General features: G+C 58.3%; 21 protein-coding genes. 6 read left to right on the top strand and 15 right to left on the bottom strand.

Annotated features, from left to right (window positions below; genetic code table 11):
* Positions 1–251: 251 nt before the first annotated feature.
* Together ACL9RI_RS19005 and ACL9RI_RS19010 are read left to right on the top strand one after the other, a co-directional pair.
* Positions 252–572 (top strand): DMT family transporter, encoded by a 321-nt coding sequence (locus ACL9RI_RS19005; RefSeq protein WP_422728060.1) that lies wholly within the window; start codon positions 252–254, stop codon positions 570–572.
* 10 nt (positions 573–582) lie between these two features.
* Positions 583–942 (top strand): NADH-quinone oxidoreductase subunit A, encoded by a 360-nt coding sequence (locus tag ACL9RI_RS19010; protein ID WP_422728061.1) that lies wholly within the window; start codon positions 583–585, stop codon positions 940–942.
* A 40-nt stretch (positions 943–982) separates the two neighbouring features.
* Here ACL9RI_RS19010 and ACL9RI_RS19015 read toward each other — a convergent pair whose 3' ends face one another.
* The 8 genes from ACL9RI_RS19015 to ACL9RI_RS19050 all read right to left on the bottom strand — a co-directional run bounded on the left by ACL9RI_RS19015 (position 983) and on the right by ACL9RI_RS19050 (position 10359).
* Positions 983–3031, bottom strand: coding sequence for a 3-hydroxybutyrate oligomer hydrolase family protein (locus tag ACL9RI_RS19015; RefSeq protein WP_422728062.1), 2049 nt, complete (start codon positions 3029–3031; stop codon positions 983–985).
* Between the two features lie 88 nt (positions 3032–3119).
* On the bottom strand, positions 3120–4100 hold the full coding sequence (locus tag ACL9RI_RS19020; protein ID WP_422728063.1) for a branched-chain amino acid ABC transporter permease: 981 nt from the start codon (positions 4098–4100) through the stop codon (positions 3120–3122).
* Between the two features lie 31 nt (positions 4101–4131).
* Complete coding sequence (locus ACL9RI_RS19025; protein WP_422728064.1) at positions 4132–5016, bottom strand: branched-chain amino acid ABC transporter permease; 885 nt, start codon at positions 5014–5016, stop codon at positions 4132–4134.
* Between the two features lie 104 nt (positions 5017–5120).
* Complete coding sequence (locus tag ACL9RI_RS19030) at positions 5121–6329, bottom strand: ABC transporter substrate-binding protein (protein WP_422728065.1); 1209 nt, start codon at positions 6327–6329, stop codon at positions 5121–5123.
* A gap of 60 nt (positions 6330–6389) precedes the next feature.
* The gene (locus ACL9RI_RS19035; protein WP_422728066.1) at positions 6390–7112 is read right to left on the bottom strand and encodes an ABC transporter ATP-binding protein; all 723 of its coding nucleotides are present in this window, start codon (positions 7110–7112) and stop codon (positions 6390–6392) included.
* Complete coding sequence (locus ACL9RI_RS19040) at positions 7112–7882, bottom strand: ABC transporter ATP-binding protein (RefSeq protein ID WP_422728067.1); 771 nt, start codon at positions 7880–7882, stop codon at positions 7112–7114. The genes ACL9RI_RS19035 and ACL9RI_RS19040 overlap by 1 nt, the downstream gene beginning before the upstream one ends.
* Positions 7883–8014: 132 nt before the next feature.
* Entirely contained in the window at positions 8015–9640 is a 1626-nt protein-coding gene (locus ACL9RI_RS19045; RefSeq protein WP_422728068.1) for a GMC family oxidoreductase, read from the bottom strand.
* 395 nt (positions 9641–10035) lie between these two features.
* Positions 10036–10359, bottom strand: coding sequence for a hypothetical protein (locus ACL9RI_RS19050; RefSeq protein WP_422728069.1), 324 nt, complete (start codon positions 10357–10359; stop codon positions 10036–10038).
* Between the two features lie 805 nt (positions 10360–11164).
* On the opposite strand from ACL9RI_RS19050, the gene ACL9RI_RS19055 reads away from it, so the two are divergent.
* Entirely contained in the window at positions 11165–11926 is a 762-nt protein-coding gene (locus ACL9RI_RS19055; RefSeq protein WP_422728070.1) for a 5'-methylthioadenosine/adenosylhomocysteine nucleosidase, read from the top strand.
* A 72-nt stretch (positions 11927–11998) separates the two neighbouring features.
* Here the strand turns inward: ACL9RI_RS19055 and putA are convergent, their stop codons facing one another.
* A complete protein-coding gene (gene putA, locus ACL9RI_RS19060; protein ID WP_422728071.1) occupies positions 11999–15652 on the bottom strand; it encodes a trifunctional transcriptional regulator/proline dehydrogenase/L-glutamate gamma-semialdehyde dehydrogenase in 3654 nt (1217 codons plus the stop codon).
* A gap of 207 nt (positions 15653–15859) precedes the next feature.
* Between putA and ACL9RI_RS19065 the strand changes: the two genes are divergently transcribed.
* Positions 15860–16315, top strand: coding sequence for an Lrp/AsnC ligand binding domain-containing protein (locus tag ACL9RI_RS19065; RefSeq protein ID WP_010393827.1), 456 nt, complete (start codon positions 15860–15862; stop codon positions 16313–16315).
* A gap of 211 nt (positions 16316–16526) precedes the next feature.
* Positions 16527–18092: a methyl-accepting chemotaxis protein gene (locus ACL9RI_RS19070; protein WP_422728072.1), complete on the top strand. Its 1566-nt coding sequence runs from the start codon at positions 16527–16529 to the stop codon at positions 18090–18092.
* 4 nt (positions 18093–18096) lie between these two features.
* On the opposite strand, the gene ACL9RI_RS19075 is transcribed toward ACL9RI_RS19070, so the two are convergent.
* Entirely contained in the window at positions 18097–19077 is a 981-nt protein-coding gene (locus ACL9RI_RS19075) for a LysR family transcriptional regulator (protein WP_183679419.1), read from the bottom strand.
* 211 nt (positions 19078–19288) lie between these two features.
* Here ACL9RI_RS19075 and ACL9RI_RS19080 point away from each other — a divergent pair, with 211 nt between their 5' ends.
* Positions 19289–19519, top strand: coding sequence for a hypothetical protein (locus tag ACL9RI_RS19080; RefSeq protein ID WP_183679417.1), 231 nt, complete (start codon positions 19289–19291; stop codon positions 19517–19519).
* 4 nt (positions 19520–19523) lie between these two features.
* Here ACL9RI_RS19080 and ACL9RI_RS19085 read toward each other — a convergent pair whose 3' ends face one another.
* The 5 genes from ACL9RI_RS19085 to ACL9RI_RS19105 all read right to left on the bottom strand — a co-directional run bounded on the left by ACL9RI_RS19085 (position 19524) and on the right by ACL9RI_RS19105 (position 22765).
* Entirely contained in the window at positions 19524–20120 is a 597-nt protein-coding gene (locus ACL9RI_RS19085) for a chalcone isomerase family protein (RefSeq protein WP_422728073.1), read from the bottom strand.
* 109 nt (positions 20121–20229) lie between these two features.
* A complete protein-coding gene (locus ACL9RI_RS19090; protein WP_422728074.1) occupies positions 20230–20484 on the bottom strand; it encodes a YfhL family 4Fe-4S dicluster ferredoxin in 255 nt (84 codons plus the stop codon).
* Between the two features lie 26 nt (positions 20485–20510).
* Positions 20511–21008, bottom strand: a complete 498-nt coding sequence (gene coaD / locus ACL9RI_RS19095) for a pantetheine-phosphate adenylyltransferase (protein ID WP_183744666.1) — start codon at positions 21006–21008, stop codon at positions 20511–20513.
* Positions 21009–21118: 110 nt separating this feature from the next.
* Positions 21119–21778 (bottom strand): 16S rRNA (guanine(966)-N(2))-methyltransferase RsmD, encoded by a 660-nt coding sequence (gene rsmD / locus ACL9RI_RS19100; protein ID WP_422728075.1) that lies wholly within the window; start codon positions 21776–21778, stop codon positions 21119–21121.
* 90 nt (positions 21779–21868) lie between these two features.
* Complete coding sequence (locus ACL9RI_RS19105; protein WP_422728076.1) at positions 21869–22765, bottom strand: DUF6279 family lipoprotein; 897 nt, start codon at positions 22763–22765, stop codon at positions 21869–21871.
* Between the last annotated feature and the right edge of the window lie 7 nt (positions 22766–22772).

Consider the following 22772-nt stretch of genomic DNA (forward strand, 5'->3'; position numbering starts at 1 on the left):
TTATAGAGTCTTTTTGCAGGCGCAACCTTGCAAGGGCCAATTTTTTGCTTAATTTTTACTCAGCAAGAACAACGCTCTGCTGCCAATTGCACTGTTCCACGTGGAACATGCTGGCAAACTCCCTTCTTTTACGCTACCATCCTTGCATCGTTGACAAGCGTAGCTGCACCACACGCTGACGATGACCAGGAGGACGGCCTCCCCCATCATGGGAACGCACCGGGACGGCCCGCTCTAGCAAGGAGCCTCCCATGGTCTGGATCTGTTTAGTTATTGCCGGCATTTTTGAAGTCGTTTGGGCGTATTCGATGAAGCTCTCCGAAGGCTTCAGCAAACCCCTCCCTACCCTGATTACCCTCGTCATGATGATCGCCAGCTTCGGCTTGTTGTCATACGCCATGCGGTCGATTCCCCTCGGCACCGCTTACACCATCTGGACCGGCATCGGCGCCGTCGGTGCCTTTGTCGTCGGCATCGTGGTCCTGGGCGAGCAACTGAGCGCCCTGCGCGTCTGTGCCGCCATCCTCATCGTCTGCGGCATCGTCCTGATGAAACTGTCATCCACCCACTAAGGAGTACAGCATGTTCCTCGAAAATTATTTCCCTGTCCTGCTATTCATCGTGATTGGCACCCTGGTGGGGATCGTGCCCATGCTGCTGGGCCGTTTGCTGGGACCACATAAACCGGATCCGCAAAAACTGTCGCAATATGAATGTGGCTTCGAAGCCTTCGGTGACGCCCGGATGAAATTCGATATCCGCTTTTACCTGGTCGCCATCCTGTTCATCCTGTTCGATATCGAAGTGGTGTTCCTGATGCCCTGGGCTGCCAATGTGAAGGAGCTAGGCCTGGTCGGCTTCTGGGCCGTCATGTTCTTCCTCCACGTGCTGGTGATCGGCCTGGTGTATGAGTGGAAAAAAGGTGCTCTGGAATGGGAATAAAGCGCGCCGATGTTTCACGTGGAACGTGGAACAGCCCAGGTTAGTTGGGAATATTGACCGCCGTTCCCGTCACCTGGATCAGGTTGCCCGATGCGGGCGCCGTGGCAATCGGCGGCACGTTGGCAGTCGTGATCAGCGTGTTGGCGTCCAGTCGCGTTACCGTGCGCACCACCTGCGACGGCGGTAAACTTTGCCCCGAGCGCAGGTGGGCATACATGGCGTCGAGTGCCCGGTTGAAATACACGTGCAGCGGCACGATCAGGCTGGGCAAGGTGTTGCTGAAGGAATCGAAGTGATTGGCGTTCGTCACTTCGATATAGCGCAGCTTGCTGTTACTGCCGTCAGCCGCCGCATTCAACCCCAGGTAAGCACGTGAAGCGTGATTGACGGGGATCAAGGTATCGCTGCGGCCGTGCACGATGAGCGCCGGCTTGCCGCCGAGTTTGCCGCTGGCCTGCACGTCCGCCATGCCAGCACGGATGCGGACGCTTTGGCCAGCCAGGGTCCCTTCCAGCCGGGCGCCATTGACGGCATCGACACCGGTGGCCAGGCTGCGCAGGCACAGGAAACCATCGAGCGACTGGTCGGCCAGGTTGCTCGATGGCGAGACTCCTGCCGTATAGACTTTGGCGCCACCGACGGATTTCTCATACAGCACATTACCCAGGATACCGTTTTGCGCGGCAAAGCTGGCCGCCTTCTGGGCGCTACTCAAAGCGATGGGATTACCTGCACCATCCGTCTGGGCAAAGTTAAAACCGCAAAGCTGATCCGTGACGGAAAATTTCCCGTAGGCATAAGCATACGTGACCGCCACTAATATATTCGTGCCTGCGTGCGCCGCCTGCAAGGAATCGGAGTCGACCAGCCAGCCATACGCTTGCAGGCGCCGCTTCGCATCGCTTTGCTGCGCCGCCAGGTCGGCCCCCGTCAATAGCCCTTTCGCCACCAGCGCCGTGCAGCGTCCGGACGCGCCCGTCACGGCAGCGATGCAAGGCTGGTACAGCGCCGCGTAGGTGGCATAGTCGAACAGGGTACGCCCTGGCGAGGCAACGGGCACCCCGCCCTGCCGCACACTGTATGCCGTCGAAGAACCGGGCTGGATTTGCGGCTCGCTGACCGCCACGCCGCTGATCAAGCCACGGCTATCCTGTTCCGCCGCCAGCAAGGCCGAGCCGCCGCCATTCGAAATGCTGGACGCGATGGTGATCGTATTCCTCGGGTGCAGGCGCACGGTGTGTCCGCTGCCATCGCGCGCCAGCGCACCATAGCGTTCATTGAGCACGTAGTAAGCCATCTCGACCGCTTGCAGGGTGAGCTTGCCCCACTCTTTTTCCGGGTTCTGCTGCGAGTGCGCATGCTTGAACGCCACGCGGTTCGGGTAGGCGCTGGCAAAGGCGGCGCGGTCGGCATCGTCGAGGTCCGGCGCAAAGATCGCCTGCTTGCCGGCCGCGTCCCGGCCTGCGCGCAGACCATTTTGCAGGTTGACGCTATCGTCCTCGAAGACGTACAAGCCCGTGCCGGAACCCTTGTCGGCATACGCCACGGCGCAACCATTTTTCAGGCCCCATTCGCCCGAACTGCCGATGGCGCCGTAAATGCCGCGCGATCCGCTGGAAGTGCCGGTGACGATGCAGGCGCGTGCGGGATCGAAGCTGTTGGGGATCTGCACCATCAAGGTGACGTTCTTGCGGCCCGTGCCATCGTCGGCATACGCGAGGTATTCACTGCCCGCAATCAAACCTTCACCGTTGCCCACCTTGCCCTGTGCATCGACGTTGGGTCCGTACAGGCTGCCGTAACCGCTGTTGGCTGAAATATCGAGTACGGCGCGGTAATTGGCATAGATGGCGTTGCGGCGCAGTTCGGCTGCCGTCGGCTGCTCAGGATCGGCATATGCGGGTGTGCCCGCCGCCAGCCCCGTCTTGCCCAAGCCGGCCGTCAATAAATCATTGCTCTTGCCATCGTAATCGGTGCGTGTGATATTCCCCAGGTAACTGGGCATCTGGTTCAATTGTTCTGGCGCATGGTTGCTGCCGCAAGCTGCCAGCAAGCTGCACAGGCCTGCGAGGGTAAGTATCTTTTGCATCGCTGTTCTCCAAGGAAATCAGGCACCGCTCAACATCGAACGCCCCATAAAAAAAACGCCGGACTCGCGGTCCGGCGTTACTTGCCCATCAGGCGGCAGGTTTGGCTCCCCTGCCGCCGAAGCGCGCAATCGCTTCCCCGACGATGCCCCGCCGGAACATCAGCACGCAAATCACGAAGATGATGCCGGTAACGATGCCGACCGATTCGCCCAGGGTACCGAACCACTCGACACCCGTATGCGTGGCCAGGTAGGTGCCGAAATCGCCGAGCTTGTTTTCCAGCGCGATAATCAGCACGGCGCCGATGATGGGGCCGGCCAGGGTGCCCATGCCGCCGACCAGAGTCATCAGCACCACCAGGCCGGACATGCCCCAGTAGACATCGGTCAAGGTTTCAAAGCCCAGCACCAGGGTCTTGGTGGCGCCAGCCAGTGCCGCCAGCGAGGCCGACAAGATGATCGCCAGCAGCTTGTACTTGTTGACGTCATAGCCCAGCGAGATGGCGCGTGGCTCGTTTTCCTTGATTGCTTTCAAGACTTGCCCGAACGGCGAGTGGATGGTGCGCACGATCAGGGCGAAGCCGGCGATGAAGATGGCCAGCACCACGTAATACAAAGTGATGTCCTTGCCCAAGTCCAGCATGCCCAACAAGGTTCCACGTGGAACACCCTGCAAGCCATCTTCGCCACCCGTGAACGGCAAGCGCAAGGCCAGGAAGTACACCATCTGCGCCAGCGCCAGGGTAATCATGGTGAAGTAGATACCCTGGCGGCGGATCGCCAGCGCGCCCATCACCAGGCCCAGCAGAGCGCCGGTGACCACGCCGGCCAGCAGGCCCAGTTCCGTCGGCCAGCCCCAGGTACGCAGCGCGTAACCCGTCACGTAACCGGCGCCGCCAAAGAAGGCGGCATGGCCAAACGACAGCAATCCCGTGTAGCCGATCAGCAAGTTGAAGGCACAGGCAAACAGGGCAAAGCACAGCAGCTTCATCAGGAAAACGGGATAACCGTAAAACGGTGCGGCCAGCGCCAGCGCCAGGGCGATTGCGTAGCCTATCTTTTTGTTCATCGTCGGTGCTCCAATCTATGTCTGATGAGGATTACTTTTCTTTGCCGAACAGGCCGGCAGGACGCAGCAGCAGCACGATGACCATCACCACGAACACCACGGTGGCCGAGCCTTCCGGATAAAACACGCGGGTCAAGCCTTCGATCACGCCCAGCGCCAGGCCCGTCAGGATGGATCCCATGATGGAACCCATGCCGCCGATCACGACCACGGCAAAGACCACGATGATCAGGTTCGAGCCCATCAGCGGCGAAACCTGGATGATGGGCGCGGCCAGTACGCCGGCAAACCCGGCCAGCGCCACGCCGAAGCCAAACGTCAGGGTCACCATCAGCGGCACGTTGATGCCGAACGCTTCCACCAGTTTCGGGTTTTCCGTGCCGGCACGCAGGTAGGCGCCCAGCTTGGTTTTTTCGATCACGAACCAGGTGGACAGGCACACGGAGAGCGAGGCGATCACCACCCAGGCGCGGTAGTTCGGCAGGATCATGAAGCCCAGGTCGGTCGCGCCGGACAGCAATTCCGGTACCGCATACGGCTGGCCGGAAACGCCATAAAACGAGCGGAACACGCCTTCGACGATCAGGGTGATGCCGAAGGTCAAGAGCAAGCCATACAGATGATCGAGCTTATATAGCCAGCGCAACATGGTTTTTTCAATCACGATGCCGAACAGGCCGACGATCAGCGGGGCGATCACCAGCATGGTCCAGTAACTGATATCGAAATAGCTGAGGCCCATCCAGGCCAAAAAGGCGCCCATCATGTACATGGCGCCATGCGAGAAATTAATGACGTTGAGCAAGCCGAAGATGACGGCCAGACCGAGGGACAACATGGCATAGAACGAGCCGTTGACGAGACCGAGCAGCAGCTGGCTCATCATCGCTTGTAATGGAACGCCGAAAATTTCCATGGCAGCACAGTATAAAAAGCACCGCGGGGTACGCGGTGCGGACTCAAGGGTAACGCGCCACCGCAGGTAGATGCGGCGGCGCAAGGCGGGCAGTTGCTAGCGTTTTACTTCCACAGCGAACACTTCGACTCGGCCTTGGTCAGATACGCCTGGGCGCCCGGCACGGTGGCCACGACTTTGTAGTAATCCCACGGCGCTTTCGATTCCGACGGCTTTTTGACTTCCATCAGATACATGTCGTGCACCATGCGGCCATCAGGACGGATCTCGCCATCCTTGGTAAACATGTCGTTGATTTTGGTCTTTTTCAGGTAGGCCATGACCTTGTCGGTATCGTCCGAGCCCACCGCCTTGACGGCTTTCAGGTAATTGGCAGCGGCCGAGTAGTCGGCAGCCTGCAGCATCGACGGCTCTTTTTTCATCTTGTCGAAATAGCGTTTCGACCAGGCGCGCGTTTCCGGATTCAAGTCCCAGTACCAGCCATCGGTCAGGTACATGCCTTGCGTCAGGTTCAAGCCCAGCGAATGGATGTCGTTGATGAAAATCAGCAAGCCCGCCAGCTTCACGTTTTTCGTCACGCCGAATTCATTGGCGGCCTTGATGCTGTTGATGGCGTCGCCACCGGCATTGGCCAGGCCCAGGATTTGCGGCTTGGCTGCCTGCGCCTGCAGCAGGAACGAGGAAAAGTCGGAAGCGCCCAGCGGATGCTTGACGCTGCCCAGCACCTTGCCGCCCGCCTTTTGCACCACTTCGGCCGTGTCTTTTTCCAGCGAGTGGCCAAACGCGTAGTCGGCCGTCATGAAATACCAGTTCTTGCCGCCCTGCTTGACGATGGTGCCGCCCGTGCCGCGCGCCAGCGCCACCGTATCGTAGGCATAGTGGATGGTGTATGGCGTGCATTCTTCATTGGTCAGGCGCGAGGAACCGGCGCCGATGGCGATAAAAATCTTTTTCTTTTCCGCCGCCACCTTGGCCATGGCCAGGCTGGCGCCGGAATTGGTGCCGCCGATCAGCATGTCGACGCCCTGCTGGTCGAACCATTCGCGCGCCTTGGAGGCGGCGATATCAGCCTTGTTCTGATGGTCGGCGGAAATGAATTCCACCTTTTTACCGGCGATGACCACGCCGGCATCGGCAATCGCCATCTTGATGGCTTCCGCGCCACCGAGGCCATCGACGTCGGAATACACGCCCGACATATCCGAAATAAAACCGATCTTGATGGTGTCGCCCGAGACCTGGGCATGGCTCAAGGTGGAGAAGCCCAGTGCGCAAAGGGCAGAGGTGGCAATGGCGATAGCGTTACGTTTCATAGTGTCTCCGTTGGGATTATTGTTTGCTATTTAAACGACGGCCGATGACAATCAGCAGGATTACACGCCGAGCAATTCAGTCAATACCGGCATCTTGGCCTCCAGTTCGGATGCAGCAAAAGTCTCGACGATCTGACCGTGCTCCATCACATAAAACCGGTCCGCCAGCGGCGCGGCAAACCGGAAATTCTGTTCCACCATGACGATGGTGTAGCCCTTGGCTTTCAGCGTGGTGATCATGCGTGCCAGGCCCTGCACGATGACGGGCGCCAGGCCTTCGGAAATTTCATCGAGCAGCAGCAGGCGCGCACCCGTGCGCAAGATGCGCGCCACAGCCAGCATCTGCTGTTCGCCGCCAGACAGGCGCGTGCCCTGGCTATGCCGGCGCTCCTGCAGATTGGGAAACATGGCATAGATTTCCGCCACCGACATGCCCTTGTCCGCGCCCGCCAGCACGGGCGGCAGCAACAGGTTTTCCTCGGTCGACAAGGAAGAAAAAATGCCGCGCTCTTCGGGACAATAACCGATGCCCAGGTGGGCGATTTTGTGTGTCGGCAAACCGATCGCTTCTTCGCCATGCACCTTGATGGACCCCGTGCGGGCGCCCGTCAGCCCCATGATGGCGCGCAAGGTGGTGGTGCGGCCGGCGCCATTGCGGCCCAGCAAAGTCACCACCTCGCCCTGCTCCACTTTCAAATTCACGTCGTGCAAGATATGCGATTCACCATACCAGGTGTGCAGCTGTGCAATTTCCAATGCGGGCGCTTGCTTGGCGGTCGTCATCAATGCGCCCCTTCCAGCTCGGTCTGGGTGGTGCCCATATACGCTTCCATCACCAGCGGATTGCGCGACACGTCCGCATAACTGCCCTCGGCCAGCATGGTGCCCCGCTGCAGCACAGAAATCTTGTCGCAGATGCCGGACACCACGTTCATATTGTGTTCCACCATCAAGATCGTGCGGCCGGCCGACACCTTCCTGATCAGCTCCGTAACCCGGTGCACGTCTTCGTGGCCCATGCCTTGTGTCGGTTCATCGAGCAGCATCATTTCCGGTTCCATCGCCAGGGTAGTGGCAATTTCCAGCGCCCGCTTGCGTCCGTACGGCATGTCGACCGTGATGGTGTCGGCAAATTCCGTCAAGTCCACTTCGGCCAGCAAGGCCATGGCCCTGTCATTGAGACGGTCCAGCGCCCGTTCGCTCTGCCAGAAATGAAACGACGTGCCCAGCTGGCGCTGCAAGCCGATGCGCACATTCTGCAACACGGATAAATGGGGAAACACAGCGGAAATCTGGAACGAACGGATCACGCCCATGCGGGCGATCTGGGCCGGCCTGGCGGCCGTGATGTCCTTGCCGTTGAACAAGATCTGTCCGGAAGTGGGCACCAGGAATTTGGTGAGCAAGTTGAAACAGGTCGTCTTGCCGGCGCCGTTGGGACCGATCAAGGCGTGGATATGGCCACGCTCGACTTTCAAATTGACATCGCTGACAGCGGTGAATCCCTTGAATTCCTTGGTCAAACTTCTTGTTTCCAAGATTACGTCTGGCATCGTGTCTCCTAGTTGTATTTTTGTACTAGCTAGTCATTTTTATAATACACAACTTAAAATTGGCGCACAATACAGTATAACTACGGGCTTTTTTACCTACCCCGATTGGCGCAAACAGCGTCGATTGAGCGTTTATTTCCAGGCTGCCTGTAGCATGAATGCCGCTTTTTCCGCAATCATCAACGTGGGCGAGTTGGTATTGCCCGACGTAATGTAGGGCATGATGGACGCATCGACCACACGCAAACCGGCCACGCCGATCACGCGCAACTGGCTGTCGACCACCGACGATGGCTCGCTGGCCAGGCCCATCCTGCAAGTGCCGACCGGGTGGAAAATCGTCGTGCCGATCTGGCTGGCAGCTCGCGCCAGTTCTTCCTCCGTCTGATATTGCACGCCCGGCAGATATTCTTGCGGCGCAAACTTGCGCAAGGCGGGCGCGGCCACGATGCTGCGCGTCAGGCGCAAGGCATCGGCCGCCACTGTCAAGTCTTGCGGCGTACTCAGGTAATTGGGCGTGATTTTTGGCGCGGCGTAACTATCGGCGCTGGCGATGGCGACCTGCCCGCGCGAAGTGGGCCGCAAATTGCACACGCTGGCCGTGAAGGCAGGAAAGGCATGCAGGGGAGAACCAAACTTGTCGAGCGACAAGGGCTGCACGTGATACTGCAAATTCGGCGTCGCTTGCCCAGGATCAGATTTGGCAAACGCCCCCAGCTGCGACGGCGCCATCGACATGGGACCGCTCTGGAACAGCGCATATTGCAAGCCGATCTGCATCTTGCCCAGCCAGCGGCTGGCCATCTGGTTCAGGGTTTTGACGCCCTGCACCTTGAACACCATGCGCAGTTGCAAATGGTCTTGCAGATTGGCACCCACGCCGGCCAACTCGCGCACGGGTACGATGCCATGTTGCTGCAGCAAATCAGCCGGGCCGATACCGGACAATTGCAGCAATTGCGGCGAGCCGATCGCCCCCGCCGTCAGCAAGGTTTCGCGCCTGGCCGTGGCTTGCCACTGCGTACCGCCGCCCGTAAACACGATGCCCGCGCAGCGGGGGCCGCTTTCCTCGGTGGCAAACAGCAGCCGTTCCACGTGGCAACCGGTCATGATGGTCAGATTGGGCCGGCGCGAAGCCGGTTTCAAAAACGCTTTCGAGGTATTCCAGCGGATGCCGCGACGTTGATTGACGTCGAAATAAGCACAGCCACTATTGTCGCCGCCATTGAAATCGCTGGTTTTCGGGATACCGGTTTGCTGGGCGGCATCACGAAAAGCGTCAAGGATATCCCACGACAAGCGCTGTTTTTCCACCCGCCATTCACCGCCCACGCCGTGATTTTCCGAAGCTCCGCCGTAATAATCCTCGCTTTGCTTAAACAGCGGCAAGACATGCTCCCAGCGCCAGGACACATCGTCCGTCACATCGGCCCAATGATCATAGTCGCCGGCCTGGCCGCGCATATAAATCATGCCATTGATCGAGGAACTGCCGCCCAGCACTTTTCCGCGCGGATAGATCAGGCTGCGTCCGCCCAGGCCGGCATCGGCTTCGGTGGAATACAGCCAGTCGGTGCGGGGATTGCCGATGCAATGCAGATAGCCAACGGGAATATGGATCCAGACGTAATCGTCCTTGCCCCCCGCTTCCACCAGCAAGACATGGACGTTTTGATCGCGTGTCAGCCGGTTGGCCAGCACGCAGCCAGCCGTGCCGCCACCGACGATGATGTAGTCGTATTCGCCTGCAGATTCCAATGAAGCTCCTATACCTTGAAGGGATCGCGCAGCGTGTCTCCCCACCGCTATCGATCAGAGTCTGTATTCATTCATCCATGCATTACTACTAAACAACAAGTGAGCGTCTCGAGAGTAGCACCAGTCGCCGCCTACGGCGAGCTTAATTTACCTCGTTAGCAACTAAAAACGGACGTTGATAGCAGCAAAAAAAGTGAAAAAACGCCCTCTTCTTCTGTGGATAAGCCTATGGATATCCACAAGCACACAATGTGCGTAAACGAAAAATTTTTTTGGATGACTTTTTTTGTTCAGAATTCATCCTTTTCCCATACAACGCTTACTCAGCGTTTATCCGGAAGCCAAGCGATTGTTTACAAGGATAAATCTGCACTTATCCACAGAAGATTGCTGCGTTAACTACTATTACTATTCTTGTATACGATCTTGTTAGGGTAAACCCGACCTCGCCGGCTTTGCCTGGCTCGCGCGCCGAGCACCTGCGCCGTACTGCCATCAAAAAAAAGCGCCTGCTTTAAAAAAAAAATCACGCCCACCACGACGCAAAAAAAAATCGTCGAGCCAACACACCAGGCACTGCGCTGCAAAACCGTTTTTAAAAGTTCAGCACGCAAGCGCAAGACGAAGTCATGTCGCCTGGCACTAGCAAGCAAGGTGATGGAAAAGACGGGGGAAATGGGAATTTCAGAGGGATTGTGGATAAGTGACTTGATATCCACAGGATGACTTGTGAGTAAACACGAAGTTATGCGCAGGCCCATATTTTATACAATTTTGCTCCTGACGCGATACAGCGATTATGCACGCTTTTTTTTAGGTGTAAGCGCTTGATCCTGTTGAAAAAAAGCGACTTATCCACAGAAAAAACCGCGTTTACTACTACTATTATTTTTATATATGAATCTATTGTAAACCGACAAAAAAACGCGAACTGCGTGGATACTTTCAGCAGGCATGCAAAAAACGTCAAAAAAAACGTTCTCGACGGCATCAGCTTCCACTGCAAAACCGTTTAGCAAGAATCCCAGGTAAGTCGAGACCACCAATACAAACTGGTCCCAGACTCTTCAACCTTGATCGTTGGTAGTGCTGAGAACATCGGCAACATCACACTGAAGACCTGAAGCACGTCAAAAAGTACTGGCAGAGCATGAAAAACACGATTTTTTGATAGCCGATGTGGATAACTGCCTGCATATCCACAGGATGAGATGTGGGAAAACTCGTCTTTTGTCCACACGCGCACTTTTATCCCAAACATCACCGCCATCGATACAGTCGTTATGCAGCGACTTTTTTATGCGCTAAGTCGATGATTTTTTGATGGTATACCGACTTATCCACAGAAAAATGGTCGTTTACTATCACTACTATTTTTATGTATACATCTTTATTTAAAACATCTATACAGGCACGGACGGTGGAAAACCACGCCGTACGGCTGTCTCACCCAGTTTTTTTGTCGACAAAACCATCCATCTGACTTCCATACGAGTAAAAAACAGCATGAATTCAAGCAAAAAAATGCGTTTAGGCATCATTAGTGCCTTGCACGAAGAACAGCAGGGGCTGATAGAAGCCATGCAAGGGCCTGTAGAGCACGCGCACGGCATGCGTGACTACACCCTGGGAACCCTGTGGGAAATCGACGCTGTGTGCGTTTTATCGCGTATAGGCAAGGTTGCCGCTGCCATGACAGCTTCTATCCTTGTGGAAAAGTATGGAGTTACCCACATTGTCTTCACGGGCGTGGCCGGCAGTGGCGATGCCAACGTAAAAGTGGGCGATATCGTGGTGGCAGAATCGCTGCTGCAGCACGATATGGATGCCAGCCCCCTGTTTCCCCGCTTCGAAGTGCCGCTGACCGGTTTACAGCGCTTTGGCAGCGACCTGGGCCTCAGTGATGCACTGGCAGCGGCCAGCGAGCATTTCTTGCGCCAGCAGGCTGAAAAGCCCGCTGGTAGCGCCCTGGAAATCGAGGAATTTGGTTTGCAGCACGCTAAAGTACACCGCGGCATGATCGCCAGCGGCGATCAGTTCATCAGCAGCGCATCCCATTTGCGCCAACTCAAGCAGGATCTGCCCGATTTGCTGGCCGTCGAAATGGAAGGCGCTGCCGTAGCGCAAGTGTGTTTTGAACTGGGCGTGCCGTTTACCGTCATGCGCACGATTTCGGACAATGCCAATGAAGAAGCGGCCGTCGACTTTATGCGTTTCGTGCAGACAGTGGCGTCGCGTTATGCGTTTGGTGTCGTGAAAAACCTGTGCGCACGTCTGAGCGCCTGAGTTTTCATCGAATTTGCATAAAAAAAGGGCAGAACCATTGGTTCTACCCTTTTGCTTTATCAGACTACAAGCTTAGACACTCAACATCATCAGGCTGGCATTCCCGCCTGCCGCCGTCGTATTGACGCACAGCGCGCGCTCGGCGACCAGGCGCCACAGGGGGATGACACCCTCTTCGGTCGTCTCGATCGTGCCTACCAGCGCCCCATCACGGGCCGCCAGCAGCGGTTTGAGCTGGCTGTCGAGCACCGGTTCGATCATGGCGATCTGGAAATCATGTTTTCCGGACTCAATATTGTTGATGACCTGGATGCGGTCTTTCAACGCTGGCGGCAGATCGGCAGGAATCAGGCCCGTCGATTGCGCCAGCACCAACGCTTTATTACCCGTCGCCAGCACGGCGGCCAATTGGTTCATCAGCACGCCCGTATTGACGGCGGCGCACAGAATCGTGCCGCGTGCGGCAAAGCTCAGGGTATTGCGTTCACCGGTCGGGCCAGGCAAGACGATGCTGCTGTCCAGCAAGGTGGTGCGCGCATATTCCTGCGCCAGATGCATGACCTTGTCCTGGCCGTGCTGCTTGGCCCAGACCGTCAGTGCATCGAGGGCCGGGGACGCCTGGCGCTGGTGCTGCGCGCCAGGCGCTGCATTGCGCTGCAGGCGTTTCAGGTACAAGGGACCACCGGCTTTCGGACCGGTGCCCGATTTGCCTTCGCCGCCGAATGGCTGCACGCCGACCACGGCGCCCACGATGTTGCGGTTCACATAGATATTGCCCACGTGCGCGCGGCTGGTGATGAAATCGATGGTTTCATCGATGCGCGTATGGATGCCCAGGGTCAAGCCGTAGCCGCTGTCATTGATCGATTGCAGCAGTTGCGGCAATTCCGCGCGCTTGTAGCGGATCACGTGCAGCACGGGGCCGAAGACTTCGTGCGTCAATTGCTCCAGCGATTTGATTTCCAGCACGGTCGGCGCCACAAACGTGCCCGTGACGGGGGGCAGATCGAGCGAATAGTGATCGAGGGCCACGGTTTTCATCTTGTTGATGTGCGCCAGCAGATTGCCTTGCGCTTCCGCATCGATGACGGGACCGATATCGGTGGCCAGACGGTCAGGATTGCCAACGCGCAATTCCTGCATCGCGCCTTTCAGCATCTTGATGGTCTTGTCGGCGATGTCTTCTTGCAGGAACAACACGCGCAAAGCCGAGCAGCGCTGGCCGGCGCTGTCGAAAGCGGACGACATCACGTCCTGCACCACTTGTTCCGGCAGCGCCGACGAATCGACGATCAGGGCATTCTGGCCACCGGTTTCAGCGATCAGGGGAATGTCCACCGACTCGGCCACGGCGCGCGCCGCCAGGGTGCGGTTGATCAATTGTGCCACTTCCGTCGAGCCCGTGAAAATCACGCCTTTCACGCGCGCATCGTTGCACAGGCCGGCGCCGACCACTTCACCGCTGCCTGGCAGGAATTGCAATGCGGCCAGGGGCACGCCCGCTGCGTGCAGCAATTGCACGGCGCGGTAGGCGATCAGCGGTGTCTGTTCGGCTGGCTTGGCCAGCACCACGTTGCCGGCCGCCAGGGCTGCCGCCACCTGGCCCGTGAAAATGGCCAGCGGGAAATTCCATGGGCTGATGCAGGTAACCGGGCCCAGCGCCAGGGTATTCGGTGCGTGCTCGACCTGGGCCGCGTAGTAGCGCAGGAAGTCGACTGCTTCGCGGATTTCAGCGATGGCGTTCGGCAAGGATTTACCGGCTTCGCGGATCGCCAGGGCCATCAGCTCGACATGGTGTTCTTCGAACAGGTCGGCCGCGCGCTGCAGCGCCTGCGCACGCAGCAAAGGCTCGGTGGTTTGCCAATCCATGGCGTAGGCAGCCGCGCTGGCCAGCGCCGTTTCCACATCGGCCGTGCCCGCTTCGGCGACTGTGCCCACGTGGTCTTCATGGCGGGCAGGATTGCTGATGCGCTGTGTGGGGGCATTGACACTGACGGCGCCATCGATCAGCGGCGCTGCGTTCCACGCGTAGTCCTGGGCGATGCTGGCCGACAGCGCACGCAGGGTATCGTCGTTCGACAGGTCGAGGCCGGCCGAATTCTTGCGCTCGCTGCCAAACATGGCCAGCGGCAAGGGAATCGATGGGTGCGGCAAGCCGCCCTGCTCCCGCGCCAGGTCCAGCGGATTGCGGATCAGGCTATCGATGGCCACGCTTTCATCGACGATCTGGTTGACGAAGGACGAGTTGGCGCCGTTTTCCAGCAGGCGGCGCACCAGGTAGGCCAGCAGGGTTTCGTGCGAGCCGACGGGCGCGTAGATGCGGCAAGGCTTGTCCAGGTTCGCCGGGCCGACCACCTGGTCGTACAAGGTTTCGCCCATGCCGTGCAGGCACTGGAATTCATAGTCGGTAATGCCGTCGCGCTTGGCCCAGGTGTAGATGGTCGACAAGGTTTGCGCATTGTGGGTGGCAAATTGCGGGTAGATCAGGCTATTGGCGGCCAGCAATTTTTGCGCGCACACCAGGTAAGACACGTCCGTGTAGACCTTGCGCGTGTAGACCGGGTAGCCGCTCTGGCCATCGACCTGGGCGCGCTTGATTTCTGCATCCCAATACGCGCCCTTGACCAGGCGCACCATGAATTTGCGGTTGCTGCGCTTGGCCAGGTCGATCAGGAAATCGATGGCGAACGGGCAGCGTTTTTGATACGCCTGCACCACATAGCCAATGCCTTCGAAGCCGGCCAGGTCAGGGTCAAAGGCCAGCACTTCCATCATGTCGAGCGACAATTCCAGGCGGTCGGTTTCTTCCGCATCGATATTGAAGCCGATGTTGTATTGCTTGGCCAGCAAGAGCAGTGCCTTGACCTTCGGCAGCAATTCTTCCAGCACGCGGGTGCGCTGGGCGCGGCTGTAGCGTGGGTGCAGGGCCGACAATTTGACGGAAATGCCGGGGCCATTCTTGATGCCGCGGCCATTCGAGGCCTTGCCGATGGCGTGAATCGCCGTTTCATAGGATGTGTAATAAAACGCCGCGTCGTTTTCCGTCAGCGCCGCTTCGCCCAGCATGTCGTAGGAATAGCGGTAGCCGCGCGTTTCATTCTCGCGGCTGTTTTTCAAGGCTTCTTCGATGGTCTGGCCCGTCACGAACTGGTTGCCCAGCATGCGCATGGCCAGGTCGACGCCTTTGCGGATCAGCGGCTCGCCGCCCTTGGCGATCAGCTTGGTCAGCGCCGAACCGAGGCCTGTTTCACTGCTGGTACTGACCAGTTTGCCCGTAATCAGCAAGCCCCAGGTGGCGGCGTTGACGAACATCGAAGGCGATTCGCCCAGATGCTTGCGCCAGTCGCCTTTGCTGATTTTGTCGGCGATCAGGCGATCGGCCGTTTGAGTGTCGGGTATACGCAACAGCGCTTCCGCCAAACACATCAGTGCAACACCTTCTTCGGAGGATAGTGAGAACTCATGCATCAGTGCATCGACGCCCGATGCGCGCGTGCGTTTTTGGCGCACGTTGGAGACCAGGTTGTGCGCCAGCGCTTGCGCTTCGGCCGTGGTTTCGGCGCTGCTGGTGCGCACTTGTTCCAGCAGCCATTGCACGGCGGAGACCTCATCGCGCCTATAGGCGGCAGTGATGGCAGCGCGTTGGGGCGTGGCTGCAGGCAGGATTTCCGCCTGGAGCGCAGCAAAGGGAATCGGGGTAATAACCGAAGGACCTGCAGGGTGCATAGAAGCTCTTTACAAGGAAAAATAAGACGAAACTTGCGCTAATTCTTGCTCCTTTTTGGTGCAAAAACAGACGAAAAGTCGGACGATAAGATGATTCGATTGTAAAGGGGATTCTTATGGATTAATTCTGGTAATACAGGGGGCTAGCAATAGATAGTTTTTGATGCGACAATTTAACCAAATAATATTTATTTGGGGGTGATGGTAATGCTGGACAAGATCAGTAAGAAAATCTTGATGGAATTGCAGAGCGATGGACGCATCAGCAATGTGGAACTGGCGGCACGGGTCAACCTGTCGCCTGCCGCCTGCCTGGAGCGCGTGCGCAAGCTGCATGAATCGGGCTATATCATGGGCTACACAGCCCAGTTGAACCCGCAATTGCTCGACGTCTCGCTGCTGGTTTTCATCGAAGTGGTGCTGGACCGCACGACACCGGAAGTGTTCGACGCCTTCAAGCATAGCGTACAAATCATTCCAGAGGTACTGGAATGTCATATGGTCGCCGGCGGCTTCGATTATCTGGTCAAGGCGCGGGTCAAGGACATGGCCGCTTACCGTGAATTCCTGGGCAAAACCCTGCTGCAAAAAGGCGTGCGCGAAACCCACACCTATGCGGTGATGGAAGAAGTCAAGAACACCACCAAGCTGCCCATCAAATAAAGCAATCTGACCTCGATGTAGTCTATCCGCTTTTCCGATTGAGCTGACAGGCTAAATGTTGTAGGGTAGGAACTATTATTCTGCTACCCGGTAGCCGTTGATACGCCACGCAGAGGGCGATTCAGGGTGTGAGGTGATGCATCGTGCCCACCCACACTGGCTGCAGCACACCCCGCCCGGGGTGTGCGCGGGATTCCGCAGCGGGGGACACATGAAGCAGTTGCAGCATCCATGGGTGCGCTTTCTGGTATGCACGTTCGCGGCCATCGTCCTGGCCTGTTGCCTGGTGGTGGTATTGCAGCTGGCAACATCCCAGCCCCTTTCTCCGTATCTGATCGCCATCCTGGCCGCCGTGCTTGGCGCCGTGCTGCTGGCGCTGGCTGGCCGTCCGCGTGGCGGCAGCGATGATTTGCGCCACTTTGCCGACACCGTAGGCCACGCGATCGACGACATCATGATAGGCGCGGCCGAAACCTCGTATTTTGTCGACTCCGTCAAAAAGAAGGTGGAGCTCGATGTGCAGACGGCCAGCGATATCGCCGACAGTTCCGAACAGAATGCCCGCACCACGGAAAAGATTGCCGCCAACGCTGAACGGGCCGCCACCGTGGCTGCCGGCGTGCGGGTGGAAAGCGTGGCCGCGCGGGCCGAAGTGGATCAGGGCTTGAAGCGCATCAACAGCGCGCGCCAGCATGCGCAGGATGCGTCCAGCGCCATGCTGAGCCTGCAGGAAAAATCCAGGCGCATCAGCGGTTTCACGGAAGCCATTTCCGATATTTCCGCGCGCACCAACCTGCTGGCGCTGAACGCCGCCATCGAAGCGGCGCGGGCCGGAGAACATGGCCGCGGTTTTGCCGTGGTGGCCGGGGAAGTGCGGCAATTGGCGCAGCGCACCAAGGAAGCCAGCGATGAAATCAGCGTGATGGTGCGCGAAATCAATGAGCAATCCGAAAAAGCGGCACGCGGCATGCAGTCGCTGGCGGCCGGCGTGACGGAAGCGGCGCGCAATGTGGAAAGCGTGCATGGTTCACTGAGCCATATCGAGCAATCGTCGGGCGTGTCGGAAGACGAGATCGGCCAGATTGCCCGCGCTTCGCGTGGACACGTCGACACCACGCAAGTGATCGCCGACGCCATCGTGCAGATACGCGACAGCATGCTGTCGACCAATCAGCAATTGCCACGCGCCACGCAATCGGCGATGGCGCTGGCGGAACGGGCCGAAGTGATCGCCAGCGCCATGGGCGATTCGTCGATCGCCACGCCGCATGACGCCATCCGCATCGCTGCCCAGCGCGCCGCGCAGGAAGTCGGCCGCTTGTTCGAGCAGGCGATCGCCAGCGGCAAGATTACGCGCGAAGCCTTGTTCGACCGCCATTACCGGGCCATCCCGAACACCGATCCACCCAAGCACAACACGAAATTTGACGCGTTTACGGACCGTGTGCTGCCTGACTTGCAGGAAAGCCTGCTTGCTGCACTGCCGCAACTGGCGTATGCGGGCGCCGTCGATAACAATGGATACTTTCCCACACACAACAAGAAATTCTCACAGCCGCTGACGGGCGATTACGAGCACGACATCGTGCACAACCGCACCAAACGCATCTTCAGCGACCGCACGGGCAGCCGCTGCGGCAGCAATACCAAGGCGTTTTTATTGCAGACGTATAAACGCGACACGGGCGAAGTCATGCATGACTTGTCGGCGCCGATTTATGTCGATGGCAAGCACTGGGGCGGTTTCCGGATGGGCTACCGCTCCAGCGGGGGCTGAGGATTTACTCGACGTGCGGCTTGGCGGCCACGCCGCCGCCAGCAGCCGTGGCCGAGCGCAAGGTGGCCGTGTTCATGCCTTCAAGGTGATTGCGCAGCCATTTGTGGGCCGGGCTGCGGGCGTCGCGTTCGTGCCACAGCATGTCCAGGTGGACGGCCGGCAAGGCCAGCGGCAAGTCCTTGTACAGCAGGGAATCGGTCATGCCCGTCGAGGCGATCAAGTGACGCGGCAGCACGGTGATCAGGTCGGAGTTGGCGACGACTTTGCCGGCCGTAAAGAACTGGTTCACCGTCAGCAAGATGCGCCGTTCGCGGTGGATCTGCGCCAGCGCTTCATCGACCAGGCCATGGGCGCGGCCGGAAAAACTGACCAGCAAGTGATTCGCCGCGCAATAGTTGTCCAGGGTCAGGTCCACCTTGGCCAGCGGATGGCCGCGCCGCATCACGCACACGTATTTACCGGAATACAGACGTTCATGGCGGATCGGCGAACTTGTTTCGTACGACAATTGCGCCGCCACCCCAGGGAAAAAGCCCACCGCCAGGTCGATATCGCCGCGCAGCAGCATCGGACGCGGTTCGCGCGTGGTCAGCGGCATCATGCGCACGTTCACGCCCGGCGCTTCCCGTTCGATCGACCGCATCAAGGATGGCAGCCAGAACGCGGCCGTGGCGTCGGCCATGGCCATGCGGAAGGTCGCATGCGTTTTCGACACATCGAAGGTTTCCGGCGTGACCGCTGCTTCCAGGCTGGCCAGGGCCGAGCGCACGGAAGGCCACAGCGCTTCGGCGCGCGGCGTGGGTTTCACGCCATAGGCGGTGCGGATCAGCAATTCATCCCCCAGGCTTTCGCGCAGGCGCTTGATGGCGTTGGAGACCGCCGGCTGCGTCATCGCCAGGTGGCCGGCTGCGCGCGTCAGGTTTTGCTCCGTCATGACGGCATCGAAAACACGCAGCAAGTTCAGGTCCAGCGTCAGGAAACTCATGGAAAGCCCAGGTAAAGAAAGTTGAAGTCAGAGAAATAATGTATGCGTGTAAACCGGAGTGTAAACCGCGCCGGGGGCGAATGATTTCACTCGTGAAAAAATATTACAATTTACCATTCACGAACCATATAATCGGTATCAGAAAATGGAATTAGATTTATATGTTGCACTGCACTATAGTACGTCAAATTCTATAATGCACTGGAACAGTATGTCTACCTTCGCCACCGCCTTCTACGCAGTATCCGCACCCGTGCTGGATATCTCGCTGCTGAACGTCTTGCAGATCGCACTCGCGATGGTGGCCATCGGTGCGTTTGCCTTGCTGTTCAAGCCCTTGCTGGTGGGTATCGCACGCGCCATGGTGCTGGTGGTACGGCCTAAACTGAGCCGTGATGAGCGTCTGGCGCAGCAGGAACTGAAATTCCGCCAGCGCGCCTGATCAGTCAGCTGGCGTCCCCGAGCAGATGCGCACGCAAGGTGGTGTCTGCCGGATGGGCGCCGATCCAGATTTTCAGTAGCGCATTGTAGAAAGCCAGGTCGGGCACCGCATCGCCCAGTTGCTTGCCATTGAGCCTGCACACTGTTCCGCCCTCTTCCGGCAACCAGTCCACCGTCAGCACGTCCCCTTTTTTCAAGCCGGGCACCATGCCAAACAGCGCACCGAACTGCATGGTTTGATTGAGCAGCCGCGTGCGGTCGGCCTGGTCGGAACTGTGATCGAGTCCCTGCGTGAACGCATGCCCCAGGTCTTCCGAGCTGATATCGCGCAGCATGACGATTTCCAGCCGGCGCGGGCCGGGCAGCGCCAGCACGTCGGCCAACTGGCTTTTCTTTTCCGGTAGATATAAGGCGATGGTATACACCTGGAACACGATCTTGTAGCGCACGCCGGCGCCATTGAGCTTGAGCGCATGGCTGCCCAATTGCACGGTGTCATCGAGCTTGACGCCGCCCACTTCGACCGCCAGCGCGGGTTGCAGCATGGCGCTGCACAGGCACAAGGCCGCGAGGCGGCCGAACAGGGACTTGTTGCCGTGCATCTACTGCCTCCAAAAGAATCACTGCGGTCAATAAATCAGTCGACAGTGTAAAACAGTTGGCAGAAGCTGGCGCGATGTTGAAGAAGGAATGCTGGCGCTGGAAAGCGGATCAGGCTTTCTCTGCGGTGAGCCGCTCGTACTTGGCCATCAGCTCGTCGCGGCTTTCGCGCCAGGCGGGATTGAAGGGGATGCAGCTGACGGGGCATACCTGCTGGCATTGCGGTTCATCGAAATGGCCCACGCACTCGGTGCACTTGTTGGGATCGATCTCGTAGATTTCCGCGCCCATATAGATTGCGTCATTCGGGCACTCGGGCTCGCAGATGTCGCAATTGATGCATTCGTCGGTGATTAATAAAGCCATGATTACACTCTTAATTACAATCTTGCTTAGTCGGGCAGCGCCGCATTGGCGGCAATCTTGCTTTGCAGCCAGCGGTTGACCGAAGGGAAGACAAACTTGGAAACGTCGCCGCCCAGCGCTGCAATTTCACGCACGATGGTGCCCGAAATAAACTGGTACTGGTCGGACGGGGTCAAAAACATGGTTTCGACATCGGGCAGCAGGTAGCGGTTCATGCCCGCCATCTGGAATTCGTATTCGAAGTCGGACACGGCGCGCAAGCCGCGCACGATGACGCGCGCTTCATGCTTGCGCACGAAATCCTTGAGCAGGCCGGAAAAACTTTCCACCTGCACATTCGGATAATGGCCCAGCACCTCGTTGGCGATTTCCAGGCGTTCGTCGAGCGAGAAAAACGGTTTTTTGTTTTTACTGTCGGCGACACCGACGATCAGCTTGTCAAACAGACCCGATGCGCGGCGCACCAAATCTTCATGACCACGCGTGAGCGGATCGAATGTTCCTGGATAAACTGCTACAACCATTGCGGCTCCCTGACGATGCACCAATATAGACGCGCATTATGCCTCAAATTGGGGTGTCGCCTTGGGGATGGGGCTGATTTTGCCTAAATTATAGGCAGAAAATGGCAGATTCAGGCAGTTGCCGCCACTTTGTTGTAAGTTAGCAAATGATAGTAAACCGTACCCGCTTTATCGGCGCGGATGACTTCCCACGGCGCCATCCAGTCCGGTTGTTCGAATTCATTGTTTTCATCGAACACCAGCGACAAGCCCGATTCTGCATACACGATGCCGCCTTCCTTCAGCAGCGACTGGCACAGCGGCAAGGCCTTGGCCAGGAAATCCTGTTGATACGGCGGGTCGAGGAAGATCAGGTCGAAACGCTGGCCGCGCGCGGCCAGGCTGTGCGCCGTCAGCAAGGCGTCGCCGCGCAGCAGCTGCACATTATCGGCGCGCAATTTGTTCTTGTTTTCTTCCAGCTGGCGGATCACGGGCGTGTGCGTATCGACCAGGGTGACGGCGGCGGCGCCGCGGCTGGCCGCTTCGAAACCGAGCGCGCCGCTGCCGGCGAACAAGTCCAGCACCTGGGCGTTGGCCCAGTCGCCATCGCGCAAGTGGTTGATCCAGTTAAACACGGTTTCACGTACGCGGTCCGGCGTGGGGCGCAAACCCAGTGCCTGTAACACAGGCAGTACGGAGCGTTTCCATTGTCCGCCGATGATGCGCACCTGGTTCGGTGGCGGCGCGTGGTGGACGGGGACTTTGGCGGGTTTTTTGATCTTCTTTTGCATGGGGATTTCTTCAATTCAATGGCGGCCACTATAGCATATGGCCCCCTGCCCACCGGCAGCGCCCCCTGCTGGCGCTGCCCGTCAGCCCCCTTATTTGGCTTGCGTGGCCAGGGTAGTGAAATCGTCGATCCAGCCCTGCATGCGCTTGATGGCGTGGGCTTTTTGCGCGGGCGTGGCAAGCTTGATGGCGGTCAAGACAAATTGCGCCGTGCTGTTTTCATAAGCGTCAAAGAAGGGCTGGCGCTCGGAATGTTCGAGGCGCTCGAAACTGTCCTTGATCAAGCCATTGATCAGGCTCACGGTGGCGTCTTTGCCGAGCTTTTCTTGCTGTACTTTTTTGACCAGGTTCAAGACATTGCGCTGGCGCCGCATGCGTTCATCGAGCCAGATTTCATTGTCGAGCGGGCGCGCGTCCGAGGCCTTGCGCAAGACGGCTTCCTGCTCGCTGCTGAAGCTGCCGAACCACAGTTCAAATTGCTCCATGGCTTTTTTATAGCGCAGCTTCTGGCGCTGTTCCTGGTCGCCGCTCAGGTACTTCTTGCGATAGTCATCATTGTTGGACTTGAACTTCTTTTCCATCTGCACGATCTGCTCGGGCTTCAGCGAACGGGCCAGGTCGGCCAGTTCCGGCGCCGCCTTCAGCAGCAGGGTTTGCGTGCGCTGCTTGACTTCCGCATAGTCGGCGAGCAGGTCGGTCTGCGTGACATTGCCCTGCAATTGCTTCTGGCCGGTACGCAGGATTTCCACGTAATCCTTCAGCTGCGTCTTGCGGTGCCAGTCGAACAGCTTGCCGATATCGTCGCGCACCCAGTCCTTCTGGTCGCGGTCCAGGTCGACATAGGCGTTCAGCCACCAGTACAGCACCGTGTCGCCATTGTTATAGGCCAGGCGCAAACCGCTGCACGCCGTCATGACGACCAGCAGCAGCGCCAGCACCGCATAAGTAAAGCGGCTGGAACAGGGGGCCTGCGTGTTAAAATTTTTCATATTCTCA

This window comes from Janthinobacterium sp. Mn2066 (genome assembly GCF_049319705.1).
In the GTDB taxonomy this organism is placed as follows: domain Bacteria; phylum Pseudomonadota; class Gammaproteobacteria; order Burkholderiales; family Burkholderiaceae_D; genus Janthinobacterium.

Bases quoted from the DNA above. Each gene is read 5' to 3' on its own strand.
- ACL9RI_RS19005 (WP_422728060.1), top strand. From the start codon at position 252: ATGGTCTGGATCTGTTTAGTTATTGCCGGCATTTTTGAAGTCGTTTGG.
- ACL9RI_RS19010 (WP_422728061.1), top strand. From the start codon at position 583: ATGTTCCTCGAAAATTATTTCCCTGTCCTGCTATTCATCGTGATTGGC.
- ACL9RI_RS19015 (WP_422728062.1), bottom strand. From the start codon at position 3,031: ATGCAAAAGATACTTACCCTCGCAGGCCTGTGCAGCTTGCTGGCAGCT.
- ACL9RI_RS19020 (WP_422728063.1), bottom strand. From the start codon at position 4,100: ATGAACAAAAAGATAGGCTACGCAATCGCCCTGGCGCTGGCGCTGGCC.
- ACL9RI_RS19025 (WP_422728064.1), bottom strand. From the start codon at position 5,016: ATGGAAATTTTCGGCGTTCCATTACAAGCGATGATGAGCCAGCTGCTG.
- ACL9RI_RS19030 (WP_422728065.1), bottom strand. From the start codon at position 6,329: ATGAAACGTAACGCTATCGCCATTGCCACCTCTGCCCTTTGCGCACTG.
- ACL9RI_RS19035 (WP_422728066.1), bottom strand. From the start codon at position 7,112: ATGACGACCGCCAAGCAAGCGCCCGCATTGGAAATTGCACAGCTGCAC.
- ACL9RI_RS19040 (WP_422728067.1), bottom strand. From the start codon at position 7,882: ATGCCAGACGTAATCTTGGAAACAAGAAGTTTGACCAAGGAATTCAAG.
- ACL9RI_RS19055 (WP_422728070.1), top strand. From the start codon at position 11,165: ATGCGTTTAGGCATCATTAGTGCCTTGCACGAAGAACAGCAGGGGCTG.
- putA (WP_422728071.1), bottom strand. From the start codon at position 15,652: ATGCACCCTGCAGGTCCTTCGGTTATTACCCCGATTCCCTTTGCTGCG.
- ACL9RI_RS19065 (WP_010393827.1), top strand. From the start codon at position 15,860: ATGCTGGACAAGATCAGTAAGAAAATCTTGATGGAATTGCAGAGCGAT.
- ACL9RI_RS19070 (WP_422728072.1), top strand. From the start codon at position 16,527: ATGAAGCAGTTGCAGCATCCATGGGTGCGCTTTCTGGTATGCACGTTC.
- ACL9RI_RS19075 (WP_183679419.1), bottom strand. From the start codon at position 19,077: ATGAGTTTCCTGACGCTGGACCTGAACTTGCTGCGTGTTTTCGATGCC.
- ACL9RI_RS19080 (WP_183679417.1), top strand. From the start codon at position 19,289: ATGTCTACCTTCGCCACCGCCTTCTACGCAGTATCCGCACCCGTGCTG.
- ACL9RI_RS19085 (WP_422728073.1), bottom strand. From the start codon at position 20,120: ATGCACGGCAACAAGTCCCTGTTCGGCCGCCTCGCGGCCTTGTGCCTG.
- ACL9RI_RS19090 (WP_422728074.1), bottom strand. From the start codon at position 20,484: ATGGCTTTATTAATCACCGACGAATGCATCAATTGCGACATCTGCGAG.
- coaD (WP_183744666.1), bottom strand. From the start codon at position 21,008: ATGGTTGTAGCAGTTTATCCAGGAACATTCGATCCGCTCACGCGTGGT.
- rsmD (WP_422728075.1), bottom strand. From the start codon at position 21,778: ATGCAAAAGAAGATCAAAAAACCCGCCAAAGTCCCCGTCCACCACGCG.
- ACL9RI_RS19105 (WP_422728076.1), bottom strand. From the start codon at position 22,765: ATGAAAAATTTTAACACGCAGGCCCCCTGTTCCAGCCGCTTTACTTAT.